Origin of the sequence: Fructobacillus tropaeoli (genome assembly GCF_016860625.1) — a bacterium.
In the GTDB taxonomy this organism is placed as follows: domain Bacteria; phylum Bacillota; class Bacilli; order Lactobacillales; family Lactobacillaceae; genus Fructobacillus; species Fructobacillus tropaeoli.
The window spans coordinates 172,049-191,746 of sequence record NZ_BOJU01000004.1; the positions used below are offsets into that span (position 1 = coordinate 172,049).

Sequence of the window (19,698 nt, forward strand, 5' to 3'; positions counted from 1 at the left end):
AATATGAGTATTGAAGCACTTCAAAGCGATGTAGATGTCGTTATTTCTGCTCAAAGCCCTGTTATTGCACAGGGATTAGGTACGCCAGCAATCTTTACAAAGAAGACTGGTGGTGACCCTTCGTTTAAGCCAACACTGCAAGAATTTAATAGTTCAACAGACGTTGCGACTGCATTTGGTTCTGGTTCAACGGTATCAAAGGTGGCGCAATTGATTTTTGCGCAATCAAACCGACCAGACCATGTTGACATTATTCAATATACAGACATTGAGACAGCGGTTAATATGTTTGCAGACGCTGATTGGATGTTTGCATTGTTGGATGATGTATCGGATCAAAACGAAGTCGCTACTTTTGCGGGGGCTACAACTGAAATTGGTGACAAGTTTACGGTTGTCCAAGTATCAGATTCTGCAAAGTTGTCATCTTTGTCAACAAGTAAGAATTTGATTGCATTCGTTCATCCGTTGGATAAGGGACGTCTAGATGCAGCGGCAGTTGGTAACATTGCTAATTTGCAACCAGGATCAACAACATGGAAGTTCCGTTCGGTGACAGGAATTGCCCCTAATGGGTACACATCAAGCGAACTTGGACAGATTAAGAAGGCCAACGGTATTAGTTATGTAAAGGCCGTTGGTGGTGCGTACATGTTGTCTGAAGGTTGGACAATTACTGGTGATTACATTGATGAAATTCACGCTCGGATTTGGATTGAAAATGAAATCAAGGCATCATTGCAAGAGTTGTTGACGAATACAGCAAAGTTGTCATACGACCAACGCGGAATTATTCAAATTCAATCAGCAATTGATTTGGTATTGATGTCAGCAGCAAACAACGGAATTATTGCAACTGATGATAAGACAGGACGACCAGCGTATGTTGTGACAGCAACGCCTCGTTCTAGTCAATCTTCTTCAGACGTTCATACACGAACTTACCGTGGTGCTGCATTTAAGTATGTTCAGGCAGGCGCAATTCATAACATTGTTGTTTCTGGACAAATCGCTGATGCAATTTAAGAAAAGGAGATTAAAGCATGATTCGATTTAATGTGAACACTGATTCAATCATCGTTGATGGTTTTTCATTGTCAAATTTCGTTGCTGGCGCTGACCCTGTTTCATGGACGCAAGACCAAGACAACGCTCAAGTCCAACAGGACGCTTTCGGAAACGGTTATGTGTTGGATAAGAATCACACGGGTGGAACAATCACTGTTCGTCTAATCCCAGGAACGCCTTCATTTAAGAAGATGATGCAATTGGCTGGTCAACGTTCCACTTTTGGTGTGATGATTAAGACTTCTGCTGAACGGGTTGGTGGAACGGAAGCGATTATCGTTCGCAAGCCTAATGGAAACGTCACTGAAAACAACCCAAGTCGTGAATTTCAAATCAAGGTAATCGATTACCAATACGAAGCGCAAGACTAAAATTAAAGAGGAGATCCTATAATGTCAGAATTTAACGAACAAGCAGCTACACAACCAAACGAAACTCAAGAGGTAACGGAAACACCAGTTAATGATCAACCACAAGCTAAGTCAACAACAGCTACTGATGAAGTCCAAAGTGCATTTGGCCAAACAAAGACTTTTGAATACAAGGATAATGATGGCAACGTGTTACGTGAATATCACTTCCAATTCCCAGGAATTGAAGCTGGATTGAAGATTACTGACTTGGTTGCATCTAACTTAACTGAATACCGTCAACAGATGGTTAAGCAGTTGGTAACTGATCCAGAAGTTCGCTCAAAGGGACTTGAATGGTTCGATACTCATAAGGGGATGTTTGAAGTCCTTCAAGCTCTTGATACGTTTCTTGGGGAAATGCTTGACGGGGTACGCGTCTAATTTTGAAATTGAAGAAGAAATAAAGAGAAATTTGTCTGCATGGTTGCCATATTTACTAGGAGCATTGAGTATTGATCGTAATGATTACAAATACGCGACACAAAAGCGCAGAGATTTGTTGCTATACTGTGCCTCTCAAAGCATTAAAGTAAGGAACGGCGAAGGCCTAGACGTTCTCAATTAAGGCCAATCATTCGTGATTGGTCTTTTTTTTATATCTAAACAAGAAAGGAGGTTAAAAATGGCAGGATTAAGAGATACTGAAGCTCAGGTATCCGTTTCAGTTAGTGGTATAAGCGAATTGGAAAAGCTTAATGAAGCGACTAACAGTACCATCGCTAGTTTGACAAAGTTAGATGAATTGACATCTCGTGGATTTGGAATGTCAGGAGGAGCTAATGGTGGAATTGGCAAAATTGTCGAGGAAACAAAGCTCGCATCTGAAAACGTTAATCGTTTTAAAGAAAACTTAGAAAGTGCGGCAAATTCTGGAGCGGGTGTTGCTGAAAAGCTCCAGCGAGGCACTAGCGCTCTTTCTGAACAATTGAGTATGTCTGAACGTTTATCAGCTTCAAGCGCCAAAATAGCCGAAAATAAGGCGAAAGAAAGCGTTGCAAACGATAAGGCAGTCATTAGTGCCGAAAAGGTAGCTCAATCTCAATCGCAAACGGTTGAAAAGGCTAACAAGGCTGAAATTAGTGCTGAAAAGCTAACACAAGCACAGACCAAGAGTGCTGAAGCATCTGCTAAATTGGCGCAGGAACAATCTAAGGCAAGTGAATATGCTGTGAAGGCAGCTAACGCACAAGACAAAGAAACTGCATCGATTGAAAAAAGTGTTGCAGCGGCTGAAAAGTTAGCGGCTGCTCGTCAAAAAGATCTGGCGTTAGCAGAAAAATACCAAGCACAGACAAATTCAATCAATCAAGCGGCTGCACGAAGTTCCATGCTTGGTTCTTCGAATGGTGGCGCAAAGAGTGAGGGGCGAATTAAGAGTGCTGCTAAAGAAAGCTTGGCTTTGTTTGCTCCGGGAATGCTGATGGCCAGCGGAGTCATGAGAGGAGCTGAATATGTCCAAGACCTGTTCAAGGAAGGTGCAAAGTACAACAGCGAAGTATCTGGAATGGGCGGAACATGGGGTACTTTGGTTGATGGTGCTCGTGGTGAAGGAATCAGCGCAAGAGATTCTGGAACCGCTAGTGGCATTATTAGTGGAATCCAAAGCACATCTAGAACGACAGGCCGTTCACTTGATTTAGTCAATGAAGGCTATCAGCAGATGTATCACGCTACCGAAAATGCCGATCGAACGAAGCGATTAGTTCATTCAGAAATGATGATTGCGGACGCAATGAACATGTCGGACGCGCAGGCAAGTAGATTCGCAATGTATGGTGTTGGTCACTCGCTCGATCGAGGATATGTTACCGGTGGTGCAATGAACCAAATGGTTCAATATGCACCAGCGTTAAATAGCGCCTTGACCCGTGCCTATTTGGCTCAAACACAGCATAAGAACATTGCAGACGTTGATGAAAAAGATGTCGAAAGAAACAAAGGTTCTTTGCGAGATAGAATCAAGAATAAAGAAGTGTCTGCAGCGATGCTGGAAGATGCTTTGAATTACTTGGGAGATGATAAGTTTAAGCACGCTGCCGAAAACGCTCAAAAGACGATTCCAGGAATGGTGCGTTCTTTTGAAAACGGACTGCCGCGTTTGGTTGGTAAGTTTGAGAACAGTTTCTTAGAACCACTTGGAAAGGCTTCATCTGGTCTATTTGAAAAAGCGACTAAATGGATTAATGGTACAGATTCAGATAAGTGGGCAGAATCAGTTGGTAAGTCACTATCAGATATAACTGTCAAATTCACTAACTTTGCCTTTGAAGTTGGTAACGGTGTCGGTAAGATTTGGGGAGCAACGTCTCAGTTCCGTTCTGGATTTGCTGACGGTTTCGTTACTGAATTCGGCAATATTAAGAATGCTGTAGGAGATACTGCCAAGTTTGTTGGAAAACAGTATCAAAAATTAATTGATATTCTTCCGAAAGGTGCTGGTGATAAAGCCAAGGATATAGGCGAAATAACTGGTAAGGTAACGGCGTTCATTGTTGCTTTGAAAGCAGCTAAGCACTTGCCTGTTATTGGGAAGCCGTTTGAAAAATTGCTGGGATATGCTTCTGAATTAGCTGGAAAGTTGCCGATTATTGGTGGTTCACTTTCAAAGATTATCGGTGGTCAACCACATATAAAAGCTGGCGACAAGATGATGACAGCAGCCGATACCATGATGGCCGCCGCTACCAAGATGGCAGGAGCTAATGGTATTGCTGGTGCTTCTGAATTAGCTGGGGGAGGATTGGCAAACAAAGGTCGAGTTGTTTCAAGTGCTGGAAAGTTTACTCTTGCCGAAAAGATGGCCAACTCTAAATTTGGTGCAGGCGTTGATAATATGTTCCTTAAAGGTGCTGGCTTAGCAAGTAAAGGCGGCATTAAGGGTGTTATGGGTAAGGCACTCATGGCATCTTCAACCGGAATTGGCAAGTTAGGAATTGGTTCTGCTAATTTACTAAGCCGTGTTGGGGGTACAAAGCTCGGAGGTCTTGCAGTTGGAGCTGGACGAGTGGGAAAGAGTATCTTTAGCCGAGGTGGCGGAGCATTAAACGCTGCATTTGCTGGTTTTGACATTTATAGTGCCATGAAGAACAGCAAGGCAGGGACTAAGAAACGCCATGAAGGAGTTGGTTCAGCAGTTGGTGCAGGTATAGGCGGCACTTTAGGAGCGGCTCTGGGATCTTTTGTTGGACCTGTTGGGACTGTAGCCGGAGGATTGGCTGGTTCTTGGTTAGGAGATAAAGCTGGTGGTTTTGTCGGTTCTAACTGGAACGGCTTGATGAAGTTTGGCGATAAGGTAATGCACAATCGAGTATTGCCGGAAGATAAGAGTCATAGAAATAGTAATCATTCCAATGATCTATTTAAAGGCTTCCATTTCCCAACACTGTTCAAGCGTACTGATCATAAATCGGCATTTAATAGAAATGACCGAGAAGGCAGCATGCCAAAGCTTAAAAATCCGTTCGCTAATTGGAAGATGCCAAAGCTGAATATGCCAAAGCTTCCAAAGATGACAAATCCATTTAAGAGTTGGAAGTTTCCTAACTTAAAAATGCCTAAGTTGCCACGCATTAAAAATCCATTTGCTGGCTGGAAAATGCCTAAGATTAGTCTTCCTAAAATTCCAAAGATTAAAAACCCTTTTAAAGACTTCAAGTTTCCAAAAATCAAGTTTCCAAAGTTACCTAATTGGTTAAGTAAGCTTAATCCGTTTGGCCACGCCAAAAGTTCAGCCAAGGGAGCTAATAACGAAGCTAAAAATGTCAGTAAATCTGCTAGTTCTGCTAATAAAAATATTAGTAAAACTAGTAGCGCTGGTAAGAAAGCTGGGGCAGCACTTGGAAAGTCTTTCAATTCTGCATTTAATAGCATTAAGTCTGGTTCTTCTAAGATTGGTTCTTCGCTTTCGTCAGGAATTAAAAAGGCTCAAAATGCCGCTAAGTCTGGTGCTAAAGGGCTAACGAATTCGTTTAAGAGCTCTTTCAAGGGGATGGATAGCTCAGCTAGGGGAGCTTTTAATAAATTAGTAAGTAGCGTTAAGTCTGGAATGAACAAGGCAAAATCTGCTGCTTCGAGTGGTTCTTCTGGCATTGGAAAGGCCATCAGTTCAGGTTTGAAGAATGTAAATTCTTCTGCAAAATCTGCAATGAGTGGTCTTGCTTCTTCCGTTCGTTCTGGTATTAGCAAAGCAAAAAGTGCTGCTTCGTCCGGAGCAAGTAAAATTGTTTCAACCATTAATTCTGGATTAAGCAAATTAGGAACGGTTTCATCTAGCGGTTTCAACAAGATGTCTAGTTCGATGTCTAGTTCAATGTCTAAGGTTTCAAGTGTAGCGACTAGCGGAATGGCAAAAGTTGCTGCTGCAGTCACTGCTGGGATGGCAATTGTTTACGGTGCAATTAATTCTGGAGCAAACAAATCTGTTTCTCCAATGACTAGTGCCTTCAACAAGATGGCTAGTTCCGGAACTTCGTCAAGTTCAAAAGTTGCTGGATCTATTTCAAACATTGGTTCTTCCGCTAGTTCCGCAACAAATAAAGTTAATAGTTTAGCAGCAGCTATTAATGGATTGAAGTCTAAGACAATTACTATCACTGCTAACGTTGCAGGAAAGGGAGCAAGTAAACTTGCCACTGGTACTTATGGTGCAGTTTCTGCGTTTGCTAGAATTCCTGCGTATGCTGGCGGATCTGGTGGTGGACACCAAGGTGGATTGGCATTAGTTAATGATGGCAAGGGAGAAAACTACCGTGAAGCCTACATGCTTCCGAATGGATTCATTGGACTATTTCCAAAGAAACGCAACATGATTGTTGACTTACCAGCAGGCGCTCACGTCCTTAACGGGGACGATACGAAGCGAAAGTTTGGTTCTGGACTTACTCGCTATGCTGAAGGGACAGAAGGTGCTGTTGAAGCTATTAACAACCGTAAGTCAAGCAAGGCTAACAATGGGTCTAGCAATCAGCTAGCAAAGACGAAGACAGAAACAAAATTAAGCATTGGTAAGATTGAAATCAACATTAATGACACTAGCGGAAATGCTAAAGACATGGCTGATGAAATTGGCCGACAAGTAGAGAAGAAGCTAGAAGAAGTGTTGCGTAAGTTTAACAGTAACTATTCAGCGTTAGGAGCTTAATTATGACGAACAAGGGAATTATTTTAGAAAGAAATAAGGAACAAATTGTCATCTATGCTGATCAGGAGAACCAACAGTCAGAATCAGATGTTGCTCAATATCCAGTTGAAGATGGGGGAACGATTAGCGATAATTCAAAGTTCAGTAGTAACAATGTCAACATTACTGGATATATCGTTGGTAAGGATTTTAACGAGGCAAATCGAAGAGCAACTTCTTTATACGACTGGCAACGTCAGCCAACGGCAATGATTACACTTATCAATGGTATTAATGACAGTGATTATTTAATCAAATCATTCAATAAGAAGATTAGTGATAACAACAAAAACGCAATCTATGTTGATATTACTTTGGTTAAAATTAGGAAACCTGTCGGATCGTTTGCAGGAATGAAGAATTCAGGTCGAGTTCAACCATCAACTCCTCCGTCTGCGACATATGTGACAGTCGTTAGTGGTAATACTTATTGGGGGTGGATGGTTCGATATGGGACTTCAATTCAGCAATTGAGAGATTGGAATCATTGGCCAGACCGTTTCATCCCGATTGGCGCTAGGGCTAGAGTTAAGTGAGAGGAGTAGAACATGTCATTAAGACCTTATATTGATATCGATACTGACAATCTACCAGTTAGATTTGAGTTTTCGTTTGGGATAAAGACATTTAATATCGAAGTTCACTACAACACAGTGGGCGATTTCTTCACAGTGACAATCTACGACTACAACATGAACCCAATCGTTATCGGGGAAAAGATGGTCATTAATCAGCCGCTATGGGATGCTAACTCTAACAGTAAGCTGCCAATCGAACGGATTGTACCGATGGACGAGTCGGGAAACGAGACGGAAATCACCAAAGATAACTTTGGTAAGACCGTCTTTTTGTTTCTGGACGTATTAAGCCCAGAAGACTTGGACAGAGAAAGCGGGGTGTTGAAGAATGGCTAATGAACAGTTTGGCTTCAATGTTAAGCTGACCGTCAATACAGGAGATGGCATACTGACAATTGATAGTGACAACTTTGAGATTCATTTCAACGTTGAATTTAGTGATGATCCAACCCCTAGTCAAACAAATATTCAAATTTACAATCAGAACCAAACAACAATTAACCGTTTTAAGAAAGACCAGCAGATAACATTATCGGCTGGTTTTTCTGGCGATACTGGTGTCATCTCTAATGGGAAGATTAAGTACATTCATCCTCCTGTGTCTGAAGGAGGTGACAACATGTTGGAATTGGTGTGTTTTGATGGAACTGATTATTCGCATGACAACCGTGAATTTACGGACGAAAAAGAAAATGTCAAGAGCAATCAAATACAAGTGTCTTTCACAGCCGGTGTAACTGCTCGATACGTGTTAGAAACGCTATCTAGGGCCGCTAACATTGGTTTGCAAATAGTATCTCTCAGAAACGATAAGACATATGACGAGGCGTATTCTGCAAGTGGTAAGCCAATTGATTGTTTGGAAGAGGTTGCTAAATTTGCAGAAAGTAGTCTGTACTACCGACGTGGGGAACTGATTGTTCGAGATATTAACGCTGGCTATGATGAGTCGTTTACGTTAAGCGCTATTTCTGGCTTATTGTCTACACCGTCAAGGGAAGAAGACGATGATTGGGAAGGTTATTCGGTTCAGAGTATCTTCAACCATCGTTTTGCTACAGCATCAATCATTGATATTAGTTCTCGCTATGTTAAGGGACGTTTCCGGGTTAAAAGCGGTAACCATTCATTTGATGGTGTGAGTGCGGAGACAAATCTTGAAGTCCAGGAGGAAGCATAATGGCTAAAAGAAACAACCTTAATATCTTGATGAACACGGCTGAAAATAATGTGATGAGGAAGCTAAACGTTGCTCATATTTGTTCCGTTATTTCGTTAAAAGAAAATAACAAAATGGCCACTGTTCAACCGTTGGCACAGACTGATGAAGGTGTTGAAAGAGCAGTTTTAATTGATGTTCCGGTGACTAAGAATTGTCAGGAATTAATCGGTGTTGGTGGAATTGTTGTTGTCTTGTTCATGGACAGAAACAGCAGCAATTTCAACGGTAGTCCTGAAACTTTTAAAATTAAAGATGAAAGGGCGCACAGTGTTAATGATGGTGTTGTTATTGGTGTTTTATGAAAGATTTAGAATTAGATTCTATGACAAAAACAATTCAAATGACTCAAAACGATATTGGCTATGTTCGTGATGACGAACAGTTAGCTCAAAGTGTTTGGACACTTTTAAATACTAATTTAAGCAATATCATTCCAGGAAACGGAAACGTTATCCTTGGTAAACATTTGAACGAAGAGTACATTTCGAATGTTATTAGTCGTTTGCTTGTTGATTTTGATGAACGAATTGCTACTACACAAATTAATTCAATTTCATTTTCTAATAAAAATAGAACTCTGAAGATTGATTTGAAAATCGTCACAAAAGAGGGAGGTAATGTAGAAATTGGAGGGAACTTAGATGTTGGATGAAAAAGGTTTTAAAAAGAACAGTTATGAAGACATTCTTTCTGGATTGATAAAAAGCGCACAGGAACGATTCGGTGCGGATATTGCAATCGATCAAAACAGCGTTATGGGTGGAATTTTAAGACTTGTTGCTTCAACTTATAATGAAATCGAACAAAAGCAAGAAGATAGTTATTACAGTTCGTTTGTAAGTACGGCAACTGGTGTGTCTTTGGACAGATTGGCCAAAAATTTCGGACTTGATAGAAAAATAGACACCTACGCAATTGTTGATTTAGCTTTTGTAGGAAAGCCTGGATACGTGGTTAAGGCTAATACTAGTTACAAAAATGGTGATGGATTGATGTTTACGCTGTCTTCTGATGTTCAATTAGATAATCAAGGGCGCGGAACAGGAATTGCATACGCAAATGAAACTGGCAAGAAATACAATATCTCTTCTAATAATGATTTGAAACAGGTACAACCAGTTGGAGATTTGTATAGCATTCTGACGAAAAGCAATGCAACTGGTGGTGCTGATGCCGAAACTGACACCGAGCTTCGCAACCGTATTATGTATGCCACTAAAGGCTTGAATAGCTCAACATATGGCGGGGTTGTTTCGTCAATACGTGCTGTTCCTGGTGTCACGATGGTGCGAATAGTTGAAAATCATAGCGAACAAACAGACCAATATGGTAACCCACCATACACTATTCATATCTATGCTTCGGGTGGCGATGATTCATTGATTGGATCAGCTATCTTCAAATCGTTAGCGATTGGAATCAACACATACGGAAATATTTCATCATCCGTTGAAGATGAGGCACACAATAAGCACACTGTCATGTTTGACCGGCCAACTGAAAAGCAAATACACGTTAAGGTTACCGCAACAACGAACGACAGCTTCCCAGTTGATGGCGTTAACAAGATTAAGCAACAAATTAGCGACTATATGACAACGCTAGAAATGGGAAAGGCAGTTCGTTTTTCGTATATGTACAAATATATCTATGACAACGTTGCTGGAATTGAATTTGCAAATGTTCTGATTGGAGTAGATGAAGACAAAGATAATCTTCAATCAAAAGACGTTATAGTTACTCCTTTCGAGTTGCCTGTTTATAATCCTGATTTGGTAAATGTGGAGGTTGTTAATGGTTAATAAAATTAATAACTGGACACAGTTTTTAAACAAGGCAACGTTCAATCTTGACTTTGGAAGCAATAACTACAAACTGTTTGATTTGATCATGTCGCACGGTTTAGATCTTTACAACAACCTGAACCGACAAGATGACTGGATAGATATTGACAATGCGTCTGGTGTTGCTCTTGATAACATTGGCGCTAACTATGGTGAATTTCGTGGAGAAGCTGATGATGAGTTTTATCGTTTCATGATTAAATCAAACATTCTCGCTGCTCGTTCAAAGGGAACAACAAACGACATTATCCATCTCATATCAAAGTCGCTTAACGTTGATGCAAGTAACGTCATCGTTCGACCTGATAGATTGTATGACGAAAAAACAGATTCATTTGTTGGATCACCATACACGATTATGATTGAGCGCTTACCACTATCATTTACAACTAATGATTTTCAAAAGCGTTATTTGTTAAAGCGTATTGAGTCTAGTGCTGCTGTTGGAATTAGAATCGGTAATATCAGTTTCTTGGATTATAGCAACACGTCAATGTATGTGAGTGCATCACAGTCAGTTCGGAAAAAATATGCTGTTAAAAATACAGTGATTGGAGTATAAAATGGAAAAATTTAAACCGACAGTAATATCTAAAGAATTTATTTCATCAGTTACAGATTCGGTTCAAAATCAAAATGCAATTTCTTTTGCCGAAAGCGTGGCAAGTTCAGCATCATTGTCAGACGACCAGGCAATGAATAACAATTATCAGAAGTCTCAAAGCTATTCTCGTGATGTAACTGGTATTGTTACCGGTTATAAAAACGCTGATACGAACACAATCGTAGCAAACGTTAAAGTTAGCAACCAATCATTAAGTGCTGACGTTAAAATTTCAACGATCATGATTTTTGCAAACTACAACGGAAATAAAATTCTTGTAGCAACATCACGATTAAATGAACCAGAATTGTTACCAGCATTCGATGCTGATAAGGGGACACCAGTCACGATTGAATTGGCTGTTTATATCCAAGTGTCAAATGTGGTTGATGCAAAAGTTCAATTTAATGAAGCTGGGTTGGCAACCAATTCAGATTTACAGCATGTTGATTCAACGTCCGTTCATAATATCGGTAATGAAACAATTGATGGAGTTAAGACGTTTACACAGCCAATTAAAGGCGTTGCCGACATTAACGTCCGTCAACTCTGGGACGGTTATGATTTGGATAGCCTTAAGACAGCTGGAATGTATTCGGCTAACAACGTTAAAGTTATTCAATCACCAAGTAAAGAAACGTTTTCATTAATTGTTGAAGTAAGTGGACAATCTGTCAAACAAACTAAATCAGTGTTCAATCAAGACGGGACAAGTTCAACTTATATCCGTTACTACAACAATAAATGGTCTGATTTTAAAAAATTTACAGTTGATGACAGCCAAATAGCTAATATTAACTCTCAAAATGAGTTTAAAGAAAACACAGTTTTCGACAAAAATGTGACAGTCGGTGGTGATTTGCATGCAAATGCTGATTGGTCACATAATTCTGAACACGCATTAAATTCAGATAAAGCCGGGAAAGCTGATTGGGCTAATGGTTCTTGGCAATCTGAATATGTTAACCCTAATAATAATCAGACAATTCACAACTTAACAGTTACTGGTTCTTTGCATGCAAACGCTGATAACGCCGTCCATTCTGATAAATCAAGTTATGCTGATAAAGCTGGTTCATCTGGATGGGCAAACGGGGCAGGACAAGCAGATAAATCATCGTATGCAGATAAATCTGGTACATCAGATACTGCCAACGCACTGAACCCGAATAACGGATATCAGGTTAATGGACTCCAGACGAATGGTGCTTTGTTAGCTAACGCTGGAGCATCGATTAAAGGCAACACAGACATCAGCGGCGATACCTATGCCAAGTCACTAAATGCTAAGAATTGGTCGAAGTTTGATGGCGGAATCGAGGTTAATAACGGCATCACTAACAACGGTTGGTCTAATTTTGCTAGCTTATATTCTCGTGGTGATATAACTATTGACGGAAATGTTAATGCAAATAAAAACGTTAACATTATTGGTAAACTTGGATCGGCTGAAGTGGATACTGGAAGCGTTTATTCGAACGGCTGGTCAGTATTTAATGTTGGTGCCCAATTTAAAAACGGTGTTTCTATTGATGGATGGTTAAATTCAGATAGCGTCTATTCAAGAAAAAATATTGCAGCCGAAGATAGCGTCATTTCTAAGAAACGTTATGTTGGTTATTCTGATGCATGGCAAGGGTTTAGGTTCTGGTTTGACAGGATAGGTAACACAGTAACTGTTGATATTTCTGGTTGGTCTAACGTGAAAATTGACGGTTGGGTAGCGTTTGCTGCCAGTGTGCCAGTTGGATATCGGCCGGCTCACAACACAAATGCTGTAATTTTTGTTGGAAATGCGGCCGGATTTATCCAAGTTGGGTCTGACGGTTCGCTTTATAACGGTGGTGTTTGGAACGTCTTTAATGGGGATTACGACAAACAAGTAAGAGTTATCGGAACGTGGACAACACTCGATGATTTACCATCGTAAGGAGGATATAAATGTCAGATAACACAGATAATACACAGCAAACGGTCGATACCAGCAAGTGGTACTTCAAATTTGACCCACAAACATACGCATTCATTCCTGGTGCGGTGCATGAACAGGTTGATAATTCAACTGATGTTGATCCAGCAGGTATTTTAAATCCTGTATGGAATCCATCAACTAATTCATGGACAGGCCAGTCGATGGAAGATTACTTGGCCGAGCAACAGAAAACTGCCCAGCAAAATGTAGATCCACAAAAACAGCAGTTAGCTAATTTGGCGATTCAAGTAATGACAATTAACCAAAAGCTAAACGCTCGTATTACCGCACTGGAAGCCGAAAAGGAGGCCAAGAATGTTTGATTTTGTAAAAGCAATGTATCCGAAGTATTGGACTAAAGAAGACGTTCAAATGGCCGTCACGACTAAATGGGTCACGCAGGAACAGGCTGATAGCATCGTGTCTGGCGAGAATGGAGACTAAATGAAACGTCATTTCATTAAAAACAGCCAATTGATTTTTATTTCCGTTGAACAAATATTTATGGGAATTGTTATTTTAATGCAATCGACTAAATTGCATAATGTACTGCCACCAATTCTTGATTGGACTGATGATGTAGTTCCGGGAATGGTTTATTTAGTTCTTGGTTCATTGTTGTTGGTGAACTCGTTATGGGATTTCTATTGGTATCGTATTCGAATCTTTCTGTTAGCACTGTCTGCGGTTATGTGGACAATGCTAACGCTTAGCTTCGGTCTAGATATGATTTATTCACACGACGTTGAAGTAATGCCATACCTGTTTCTTGTTATAACACTGCGGATAATCTATGTAGCTTGGCAAGAGCCACCACACAAGATGAAAGGCGGTGAGCACCATTAATGAATTAATCGTTGCTGGTATCAGTGCAGTCGTTGGATTAGGGACTGCCTATTTAGGGTTTCGAGGCACCCATGAGAACACGATCACCTCCGTATTGACTCAAATACGACAGGATAATCAGGAATTGAAAGATTATAACCTAACGATTTTAGAAGAAAATCGAAAGCTAAGCACTCAGGTTAACAAACTCATTGTCCTTATACAGGAAATGAACAGTGACCTAAAACGTTATGGCAAAGACTACAGCGAACAAATTAAAGATATTACTAAATAGCCGTTAAGGCTTTTTTATTTGGAGGAAATTATGAATTTAACTAACACATTAGTATTGGCAGCTACATCATTGACGATTGCAGCGCCAGCAGAACACTCCTTGGTTCGATGGTTGCGGACTAAGACCAAGAACGGCAACTTGCAATTGTTGCTCACATGGGCAGACCAGGCCGTTTCTCTGATGGAGAAGAGTGACTTAGGCGGATCTGACAAGAAGCAACACGCAATTGACTATGTAGCGACTCGATTGGCCGCTAACAAGCTGACAGGAAAGTTCTCACAAGAACAGTTGTCAGCAGTGATTGAACAGGCAGTGGCACAGCTTAACAAGGAGGAAAAGTAATGGCATATAATGCACAAGCAGCAATCGAATTAGCACGCTCGTTAAAGGGGCATGTAACCTATTCAATGGATTGGGATAAGCGAGATGGGATGGCTTATTTCGACTGTTCAGGCATGGTGTACTACATCTTGTCAGAAACTGGAGCGATTGATAAGTCGTACTTGAAGCGATCACACTATACTGGAACGTTGAAGCGTGATTTGGAAGCGGCTGGCTTTGTTGAAGTATCTGGCGATCAAACACAAGCGGGAGACGTATTTATCTGGGGCGGTAATTATGGAGCAGAAGCAGGCGGTGCTTGCCATACTGGATTCATGACTTCCAATGACACTGAAATTTCAGCTTGTTACTACACGTTGGGACAGGCTGGGACAGCAGTACAGGAGTTAAACCACGACTACTACTGGGCCCTTGACGGTAAGCCTGAGTATCACTTCTTCCACTACCAAGGCGGAACACCAGCAAACGTTACACCACAAGATGACAGTAACACGAACACTGGTAATGCTTACCAAGAGGCCACTTCTATTGATAAGTTCAAGAATGGCGGAAACAAGTTTTACATTGGTGGTTGGATGGCCGTTCAAGACGTTCAGCAAGTCAATGATATTTGGCAGGTTCGTATTGACGAATTGGCAAAAGAACCATTTGACTGGACTGACAACGGCATTCCGTGTGTCGTCCTCGATACAGAGAGCGGAGCTCGTAATTTTGAAGTTGGAGACCGTGTTAAGTTTAAGGACGACTACCGTTCTGGGACTATTGACGAGTATGACGAAGCCGAAAATGCTATCGGAATCGACTTTATTAAGGGATACGGACGTATCTGGATGGACGCCGACAAGGCTTGGCACCACGAATAATAATTTGAGACCATCATCTTTGATGGCCTCAAAAGCCCTTCGGGGCGTACATAATTCATTTTCGGATAATATATGCCTATTTTTGCTATAATATTTTTATTAAACTAAAGGGTAAAAATATGGCTGATAAAACAATATTAATATATTTTGATGGGGCTGGTAATTTACATGAAAATGATCCATCTTCACATTTTATATTAGGAGGGTATGTATTTTTTTCATATCAAGAAAGAGATTCTGCTAAGCGTGAATACATAAAAAAATCTAAGGCAGTCAGAAATAAAATAAAACATCAAGGCGAACTTAAGGCTAAGAATCTGGCATTTGACCATCCGAAAGAGCAAACAAAATTAATTCGGTTAATGAATAAGTACCAATCAATGTATGTTCATGTTGATCGTTCTAAAATATATAAACGAGAAAATATAACTGAAAAAAAGCACATTAATAATTATAAAGTGTATTGTATGACTCTATTAATAAGAGAATTATTTCAGCAATTGCTATTTAAAAACATAATAGATGACCAACAATCTATTGAATTAAAATTATATATTGATCAGGACAAGCGCTCAACTAGTGGATGGTATGAGTTAGATGAATCTATTCGAAAAGAACTGTTAGTTGGTAAATATAATTATTTGAAAGATATTAAACCTGTGTTTGATAAATCAAAACCAGAAATTGATATTAATGTTCAGCAGTTTAATTCAGAATGTGAGCCACTAGGGCAATCGGCAGATATGCTAGTAAATAGACTATGGCATAATTACGAAAATGGTGTCGATAACAAATTTTTTCATATAAAAAAAGAAATGCCATAACTTGTTTGATAAAAATGTCAGTAACTGTTATTATGTTTGTAAGAAGTAATTCTGCTACAATGTAATCCTCACTGAAAAACGTTAAGCGTAATGTTATCCTATTAACAAAGTACGCGAGATACATTGGGATACCTGCTCTTTGGCAGGTATTTTTTTTGTAAACAATGCTATAATTTAAAAGAAAGCTACTCGGGCTGTACGCAGTGGGATAGCGGAATTGACGGGTAAAACGCAGACGTGCGCCCGTCTTTTTTTTGTGCAAAAATATCCTAAATTTATTGACAAATCATATATAATCATGATATTATATAATTATAGAGAAAGGAGGAAAAAGATGAGTAAAATAAAAAAACCTAAAGAAGTAACATTTGAGTTAGCAATCAACATCTACTTCTTCAAGCTTAAATTTGCGATTAAGTGGTAAAAATACCACGGGGCGCAAGCCCTTTCGCGTACACTCATCTTAACATTTATGAAAAAAGTAATCAAAACTAAGAATGGCAAAGAAATAACAGTGGAGGCGCAAAAGACAACTAAGAAAGAAAAACGACAATTCTTAATCGCTCTTTCTATTGTTGCAATAGTAGTGCTAATTTGGAGAGTGTTTTTTTAATGGCAGATAAGAAAATGGGTCGGCCTGCAGTTTATGAAAGTTCAACGACTGCACAAAATGAGGCTAATAAGCGCTGGGCTGAAAAGAATAAGGAACATAAAAAGTATTTAAATTACCGTTCAACATCACGATCGTTCATTCGCAAGTTAGCAACAGAAGACGACCTCAATGAGTTAGAACAACTTATTCAGGAAAGGCGAGCCAACACAAACAATGATTGATGAGTTGTGACGTTTTTAATAACAGTGACACTTTTGTGACACTTTTACTGATAAACGTTGATAAATAAGCGCTTTCAATACCGCTAGTCGGCATAAGGCTCGTAGAGCAAGACTTTTCCAAAAGGTAGAACACAAGGTGTTCTACCTTTTTTGTCGTAATTTTTTTATTTGAAGAAAGCCATTAATGTTTTTATCTCGCACGGGGTAATCTGGCATTAATCTCGTGCCTCTAATTAAAAAATATAAAAAAAAGTATAAATAACCAAAATATACATTAAATTTATTAAACGTGTTACGATATATTTAAGAAATTCAATAAAAATTGGAGGTTTTGCATGAAACAAGATAGTGAAGAAATCAAGAACAAAATAACGCATTACGACATATTGATAATCTTTCTATTTTTTGTAGGTTCGTTTTTTGAGCCTGGGCACCCGGATATAGTGTCTTTTGGCGCGACAATTGTGTTGTCAGTATTGATGTCCATCGTTTTGATGATTGACGTTTATTTGATTCGTAAAGTAGCCAATCAAGAGAAAATTTATCAAGAAAAGCTACCGCTTTCGAAACCACAAAAATTTTTAATTTTTGGTCTGTTGGTGTATTTTGTTGTGTTATATGCTATTAATGGCAATATTCAAAGCCTCTTGGAGCTTTTCAAAGAATCACCCAAAATGATACTTAGTTGCACAATGGTCGCTTTAGGTGCTGGCTTTTTTGAAGAGTACCTTTTCAGAGGTTATCTGGTAAATTTGACACAACGTATTTTGAATCGTTTTAAAATTCAACACAACAGATTGATTATTATTTCTATCTCAACAAGCTTAGCTTTTTCAGCTCTTCATCTTTTAAATTTATCTGTTTATCCATCTAGTTTAGCTGTATATCAGCAAGTATTTTATGCTTTTGGATCTGGTTTATTATTCATGATTTTCCGCGTACTGACAAATTCCATTCTAGTCGTTGCCGTAGCACACTTTCTTTTCGATTGGCAGAGCACGATTACTGGTAACTTACCAGTCAGCCCTTGGTCCGACATTTTGTTGACTTTCTTGCCGTTGATAGTTATTGCTATTGTCTGGCTAGTTTCACTGGATAAAACTATTGAACAGAAGCAGATTGTGGAATCGAAACCTTAGCTGACATTAACGAAGGAAAAATTAGACTCCATTTATCAGGGCCTGATTTTTTTATTTTTTATATAACATTTTACTTTACATCAATGAGCTTTGGTGTATACTGAGGGCAATCAAATTTAAAGGAGGAACATTATATGTCATTCGAAGAAAAATTTGATGCAGCAAAGGACAAGTTGGAAGGTGAGGCTAAAGTGGCTGAGGGCAAGGCAAAGGAATTTGCAGCTGATGCTAAAGATGCCACCAAAGATTTTGCCGACAAAACAAAGGATGCTTTTAAAAAGTAGCTAACGGATTTCATGGATGTCCGGTAGCTGTTGAAGGTAAGACGTTTTTAAACGTCTTACCTTTTTTAATTTATACTCAGTTTGCTCTGCGGTGGTTCGGTGGTGTTGTTTGGCAAATGAATCAAAAGAAAAAGCCTTGACCAAAAAACGATCAGAGGCTGTTTACTTATTTCATTGTGACCAGTTGGCTCATAATGAGTGTTACCAGAGCTGGAATGAGGATGGCCAATCCAGCCAAGACTGGAACCGTTGCACTGATCAACAGTGCTCCCAAGAAGAAGGTGAAAATGACCGTGGCGATATCGATGGCTGTTTGTGCCATCTTAGTGTTGCCACGGAAGAGGCTTTCATAGAGGGCCTCGTAGAGTGTCCGGAAATTTCCGGTCATCATTAGTGGCATGAATGGGGCACCTTTGAGCTTACGGAATTCCTGTAACTCGGCAGCAGCGGCAAAGGAAAGAATTGAAGTACCAACGAGGTTGGGCACGTGCTTCTGTAGGATTGCAGACAACACCAAAATGGCTGTCATATACCAAAGGACAAAACGGCGTTCGGTTGTTTTACTAGCGCCTTTATTTTCTAGTACATGTTGTAGAACCTTGATTAAGAGAGTACCAACACCGAAAGCAAGCAGTGAAATCAGGTAGTGACTTGCAGTGGAAAAGTGCATTTTCCCTAAGTTGATACCAAGCAAAATTAGGTTTCCGGTTTGCAGACCGGCAAAGACCTCGCCGTGGATTAGGTAAGAATAAGCATCCAGTGATCCAGCGGTGAAGGTTAAGAGACTTCCAAAGAGGAGTCGTTCATGTGATGGAAATAAATTTTTAGACAAATCCGTCACCTCCAATACGGATACCATTGTACTGCAATTTGTTTTGTTTGCGTGGATAAAGTCGCTGATTTTCAAGGGTTATACGATTTTCAAAATAGGATTCGAAATCACTCTTTTAGATTTAAAAAAGAATGGTTCCGATAAAAGTGCTATACTCAACCTAGAATGATGAGAAGGAGTACAGAATATGAAGTATGGAATGCGGACACCAAGTTTGAAAAAGTCGATTGCGGCTCGAACATCCGGCCGGGCAACGCGGGCGGTTAAGAAGGCCTTGATTCCGGGTTATGGAACCCGGGGACGGGGTTGGATGAACCCAAAAAAGAAGATGTATAACAGGGTTTATAGCAAGACAACTTTTAGTTTGTTTGACTTGTTTAAGTGAAAATGCCGACTAGCGGACTCAAACCGATTTTTGGCAATTAAAAAGGGAAACAAGTGGCGATAGAGCAAGACGAAAGGCTCATTGAGGCGCTTTTTTATTTGGAACAATCATATCTAGCCGATTTCATTAAAAAATCAAAACACTGTTGACAAAGAAAATAGAACGGTTTATTATACGTGTCAACAGATAAATTAT

General features: G+C 39.7%; 24 protein-coding genes. 23 read left to right on the forward strand and 1 reads right to left on the reverse strand.

Annotated elements, in window-relative coordinates:
• The first annotated feature begins 3 nt into the window (after nucleotides 1-3).
• The 22 genes from FT12353_RS06490 to FT12353_RS06595 all read left to right on the forward strand — a co-directional run bounded on the left by FT12353_RS06490 (nucleotide 4) and on the right by FT12353_RS06595 (nucleotide 18,286).
• On the forward strand, nucleotides 4-1,026 hold the full coding sequence (locus tag FT12353_RS06490; RefSeq protein WP_203619199.1) for a DUF3383 family protein: 1,023 nt from the start codon (nucleotides 4-6) through the stop codon (nucleotides 1,024-1,026).
• A 17-nt stretch (nucleotides 1,027-1,043) separates the two neighbouring features.
• Complete coding sequence (locus FT12353_RS06495) at nucleotides 1,044-1,439, forward strand: hypothetical protein (protein ID WP_203619200.1); 396 nt, start codon at nucleotides 1,044-1,046, stop codon at nucleotides 1,437-1,439.
• A 21-nt stretch (nucleotides 1,440-1,460) separates the two neighbouring features.
• Complete coding sequence (locus FT12353_RS06500) at nucleotides 1,461-1,862, forward strand: hypothetical protein (protein WP_203619201.1); 402 nt, start codon at nucleotides 1,461-1,463, stop codon at nucleotides 1,860-1,862.
• Nucleotides 1,863-2,103: 241 nt separating this feature from the next.
• A complete protein-coding gene (locus tag FT12353_RS06505; RefSeq protein WP_203619202.1) occupies nucleotides 2,104-6,621 on the forward strand; it encodes a tape measure protein in 4,518 nt (1,505 codons plus the stop codon).
• 2 nt (nucleotides 6,622-6,623) lie between these two features.
• The gene (locus FT12353_RS06510; protein WP_203619203.1) at nucleotides 6,624-7,196 is read left to right on the forward strand and encodes a LysM peptidoglycan-binding domain-containing protein; all 573 of its coding nucleotides are present in this window, start codon (nucleotides 6,624-6,626) and stop codon (nucleotides 7,194-7,196) included.
• Between the two features lie 12 nt (nucleotides 7,197-7,208).
• On the forward strand, nucleotides 7,209-7,574 hold the full coding sequence (locus tag FT12353_RS06515; RefSeq protein ID WP_203619204.1) for a phage baseplate plug family protein: 366 nt from the start codon (nucleotides 7,209-7,211) through the stop codon (nucleotides 7,572-7,574).
• Entirely contained in the window at nucleotides 7,567-8,418 is an 852-nt protein-coding gene (locus tag FT12353_RS06520; protein WP_203619205.1) for a phage protein, read from the forward strand. Before FT12353_RS06515 ends, FT12353_RS06520 begins: the two co-directional genes overlap by 8 nt.
• The gene (locus tag FT12353_RS06525; RefSeq protein ID WP_203619206.1) at nucleotides 8,418-8,762 is read left to right on the forward strand and encodes a hypothetical protein; all 345 of its coding nucleotides are present in this window, start codon (nucleotides 8,418-8,420) and stop codon (nucleotides 8,760-8,762) included. Before FT12353_RS06520 ends, FT12353_RS06525 begins: the two co-directional genes overlap by 1 nt.
• Nucleotides 8,759-9,112 carry a GPW/gp25 family protein gene (locus FT12353_RS06530; protein WP_203619207.1) on the forward strand — a complete coding sequence of 118 codons (354 nt, stop codon included), beginning with the start codon at nucleotides 8,759-8,761 and terminating at the stop codon, nucleotides 9,110-9,112. Before FT12353_RS06525 ends, FT12353_RS06530 begins: the two co-directional genes overlap by 4 nt.
• A complete protein-coding gene (locus tag FT12353_RS06535) occupies nucleotides 9,102-10,262 on the forward strand; it encodes a baseplate J/gp47 family protein (protein WP_203619208.1) in 1,161 nt (386 codons plus the stop codon). The genes FT12353_RS06530 and FT12353_RS06535 overlap by 11 nt, the downstream gene beginning before the upstream one ends.
• A complete protein-coding gene (locus tag FT12353_RS06540; RefSeq protein WP_203619209.1) occupies nucleotides 10,255-10,866 on the forward strand; it encodes a hypothetical protein in 612 nt (203 codons plus the stop codon). The genes FT12353_RS06535 and FT12353_RS06540 overlap by 8 nt, the downstream gene beginning before the upstream one ends.
• A 1-nt stretch (nucleotide 10,867) precedes the next feature.
• Nucleotides 10,868-12,838 (forward strand): hypothetical protein, encoded by a 1,971-nt coding sequence (locus tag FT12353_RS06545; protein ID WP_203619210.1) that lies wholly within the window; start codon nucleotides 10,868-10,870, stop codon nucleotides 12,836-12,838.
• A gap of 11 nt (nucleotides 12,839-12,849) precedes the next feature.
• Nucleotides 12,850-13,203 carry a hypothetical protein gene (locus FT12353_RS06550; protein WP_203619211.1) on the forward strand — a complete coding sequence of 118 codons (354 nt, stop codon included), beginning with the start codon at nucleotides 12,850-12,852 and terminating at the stop codon, nucleotides 13,201-13,203.
• Nucleotides 13,196-13,324 (forward strand): XkdX family protein, encoded by a 129-nt coding sequence (locus FT12353_RS06555; protein ID WP_203619212.1) that lies wholly within the window; start codon nucleotides 13,196-13,198, stop codon nucleotides 13,322-13,324. Before FT12353_RS06550 ends, FT12353_RS06555 begins: the two co-directional genes overlap by 8 nt.
• Nucleotides 13,325-13,726, forward strand: a complete 402-nt coding sequence (locus FT12353_RS06560) for a hypothetical protein (RefSeq protein WP_203619213.1) — start codon at nucleotides 13,325-13,327, stop codon at nucleotides 13,724-13,726. It abuts the gene before it with no gap.
• Nucleotides 13,713-14,000, forward strand: a complete 288-nt coding sequence (locus FT12353_RS06565; RefSeq protein ID WP_203619214.1) for a hypothetical protein — start codon at nucleotides 13,713-13,715, stop codon at nucleotides 13,998-14,000. The genes FT12353_RS06560 and FT12353_RS06565 overlap by 14 nt, the downstream gene beginning before the upstream one ends.
• Nucleotides 14,001-14,030: 30 nt before the next feature.
• Nucleotides 14,031-14,342, forward strand: a complete 312-nt coding sequence (locus tag FT12353_RS06570) for a phage holin, LLH family (protein ID WP_203619215.1) — start codon at nucleotides 14,031-14,033, stop codon at nucleotides 14,340-14,342.
• Nucleotides 14,342-15,205: a peptidoglycan amidohydrolase family protein gene (locus FT12353_RS06575; RefSeq protein WP_203619216.1), complete on the forward strand. Its 864-nt coding sequence runs from the start codon at nucleotides 14,342-14,344 to the stop codon at nucleotides 15,203-15,205. The genes FT12353_RS06570 and FT12353_RS06575 overlap by 1 nt, the downstream gene beginning before the upstream one ends.
• 119 nt (nucleotides 15,206-15,324) lie before the next feature.
• Nucleotides 15,325-16,029: a DUF3800 domain-containing protein gene (locus tag FT12353_RS06580; RefSeq protein WP_203619217.1), complete on the forward strand. Its 705-nt coding sequence runs from the start codon at nucleotides 15,325-15,327 to the stop codon at nucleotides 16,027-16,029.
• A 612-nt stretch (nucleotides 16,030-16,641) separates the two neighbouring features.
• Nucleotides 16,642-16,863, forward strand: a complete 222-nt coding sequence (locus tag FT12353_RS06585; protein ID WP_203619218.1) for a hypothetical protein — start codon at nucleotides 16,642-16,644, stop codon at nucleotides 16,861-16,863.
• Between the two features lie 335 nt (nucleotides 16,864-17,198).
• Nucleotides 17,199-18,002 (forward strand): CPBP family intramembrane glutamic endopeptidase, encoded by an 804-nt coding sequence (locus FT12353_RS06590; protein WP_203619219.1) that lies wholly within the window; start codon nucleotides 17,199-17,201, stop codon nucleotides 18,000-18,002.
• A 134-nt stretch (nucleotides 18,003-18,136) separates the two neighbouring features.
• Complete coding sequence (locus tag FT12353_RS06595) at nucleotides 18,137-18,286, forward strand: hypothetical protein (RefSeq protein WP_168779055.1); 150 nt, start codon at nucleotides 18,137-18,139, stop codon at nucleotides 18,284-18,286.
• Nucleotides 18,287-18,452: 166 nt separating this feature from the next.
• Here the strand turns inward: FT12353_RS06595 and FT12353_RS06600 are convergent, their stop codons facing one another.
• Nucleotides 18,453-19,118: a YoaK family protein gene (locus tag FT12353_RS06600; protein ID WP_158531871.1), complete on the reverse strand. Its 666-nt coding sequence runs from the start codon at nucleotides 19,116-19,118 to the stop codon at nucleotides 18,453-18,455.
• A gap of 187 nt (nucleotides 19,119-19,305) precedes the next feature.
• Here FT12353_RS06600 and FT12353_RS06605 point away from each other — a divergent pair, with 187 nt between their 5' ends.
• Nucleotides 19,306-19,503: a hypothetical protein gene (locus FT12353_RS06605; RefSeq protein ID WP_059393992.1), complete on the forward strand. Its 198-nt coding sequence runs from the start codon at nucleotides 19,306-19,308 to the stop codon at nucleotides 19,501-19,503.
• Nucleotides 19,504-19,698 lie beyond the last annotated feature (195 nt).

Bases quoted from the DNA above. Each gene is read 5' to 3' on its own strand.
- FT12353_RS06530 (WP_203619207.1), top strand. From the start codon at position 8,759: ATGAAAGATTTAGAATTAGATTCTATGACAAAAACAATTCAAATGACT.
- FT12353_RS06490 (WP_203619199.1), top strand. From the start codon at position 4: ATGAGTATTGAAGCACTTCAAAGCGATGTAGATGTCGTTATTTCTGCT.
- FT12353_RS06500 (WP_203619201.1), top strand. From the start codon at position 1,461: ATGTCAGAATTTAACGAACAAGCAGCTACACAACCAAACGAAACTCAA.
- FT12353_RS06570 (WP_203619215.1), top strand. From the start codon at position 14,031: ATGAATTTAACTAACACATTAGTATTGGCAGCTACATCATTGACGATT.
- FT12353_RS06580 (WP_203619217.1), top strand. From the start codon at position 15,325: ATGGCTGATAAAACAATATTAATATATTTTGATGGGGCTGGTAATTTA.
- FT12353_RS06560 (WP_203619213.1), top strand. From the start codon at position 13,325: ATGAAACGTCATTTCATTAAAAACAGCCAATTGATTTTTATTTCCGTT.
- FT12353_RS06590 (WP_203619219.1), top strand. From the start codon at position 17,199: ATGAAACAAGATAGTGAAGAAATCAAGAACAAAATAACGCATTACGAC.
- FT12353_RS06515 (WP_203619204.1), top strand. From the start codon at position 7,209: ATGTCATTAAGACCTTATATTGATATCGATACTGACAATCTACCAGTT.
- FT12353_RS06525 (WP_203619206.1), top strand. From the start codon at position 8,418: ATGGCTAAAAGAAACAACCTTAATATCTTGATGAACACGGCTGAAAAT.
- FT12353_RS06595 (WP_168779055.1), top strand. From the start codon at position 18,137: ATGTCATTCGAAGAAAAATTTGATGCAGCAAAGGACAAGTTGGAAGGT.
- FT12353_RS06535 (WP_203619208.1), top strand. From the start codon at position 9,102: ATGTTGGATGAAAAAGGTTTTAAAAAGAACAGTTATGAAGACATTCTT.
- FT12353_RS06495 (WP_203619200.1), top strand. From the start codon at position 1,044: ATGATTCGATTTAATGTGAACACTGATTCAATCATCGTTGATGGTTTT.
- FT12353_RS06545 (WP_203619210.1), top strand. From the start codon at position 10,868: ATGGAAAAATTTAAACCGACAGTAATATCTAAAGAATTTATTTCATCA.
- FT12353_RS06540 (WP_203619209.1), top strand. From the start codon at position 10,255: ATGGTTAATAAAATTAATAACTGGACACAGTTTTTAAACAAGGCAACG.
- FT12353_RS06520 (WP_203619205.1), top strand. From the start codon at position 7,567: ATGGCTAATGAACAGTTTGGCTTCAATGTTAAGCTGACCGTCAATACA.
- FT12353_RS06505 (WP_203619202.1), top strand. From the start codon at position 2,104: ATGGCAGGATTAAGAGATACTGAAGCTCAGGTATCCGTTTCAGTTAGT.
- FT12353_RS06575 (WP_203619216.1), top strand. From the start codon at position 14,342: ATGGCATATAATGCACAAGCAGCAATCGAATTAGCACGCTCGTTAAAG.
- FT12353_RS06555 (WP_203619212.1), top strand. From the start codon at position 13,196: ATGTTTGATTTTGTAAAAGCAATGTATCCGAAGTATTGGACTAAAGAA.
- FT12353_RS06550 (WP_203619211.1), top strand. From the start codon at position 12,850: ATGTCAGATAACACAGATAATACACAGCAAACGGTCGATACCAGCAAG.
- FT12353_RS06510 (WP_203619203.1), top strand. From the start codon at position 6,624: ATGACGAACAAGGGAATTATTTTAGAAAGAAATAAGGAACAAATTGTC.
- FT12353_RS06585 (WP_203619218.1), top strand. From the start codon at position 16,642: ATGGCAGATAAGAAAATGGGTCGGCCTGCAGTTTATGAAAGTTCAACG.
- FT12353_RS06605 (WP_059393992.1), top strand. From the start codon at position 19,306: ATGAAGTATGGAATGCGGACACCAAGTTTGAAAAAGTCGATTGCGGCT.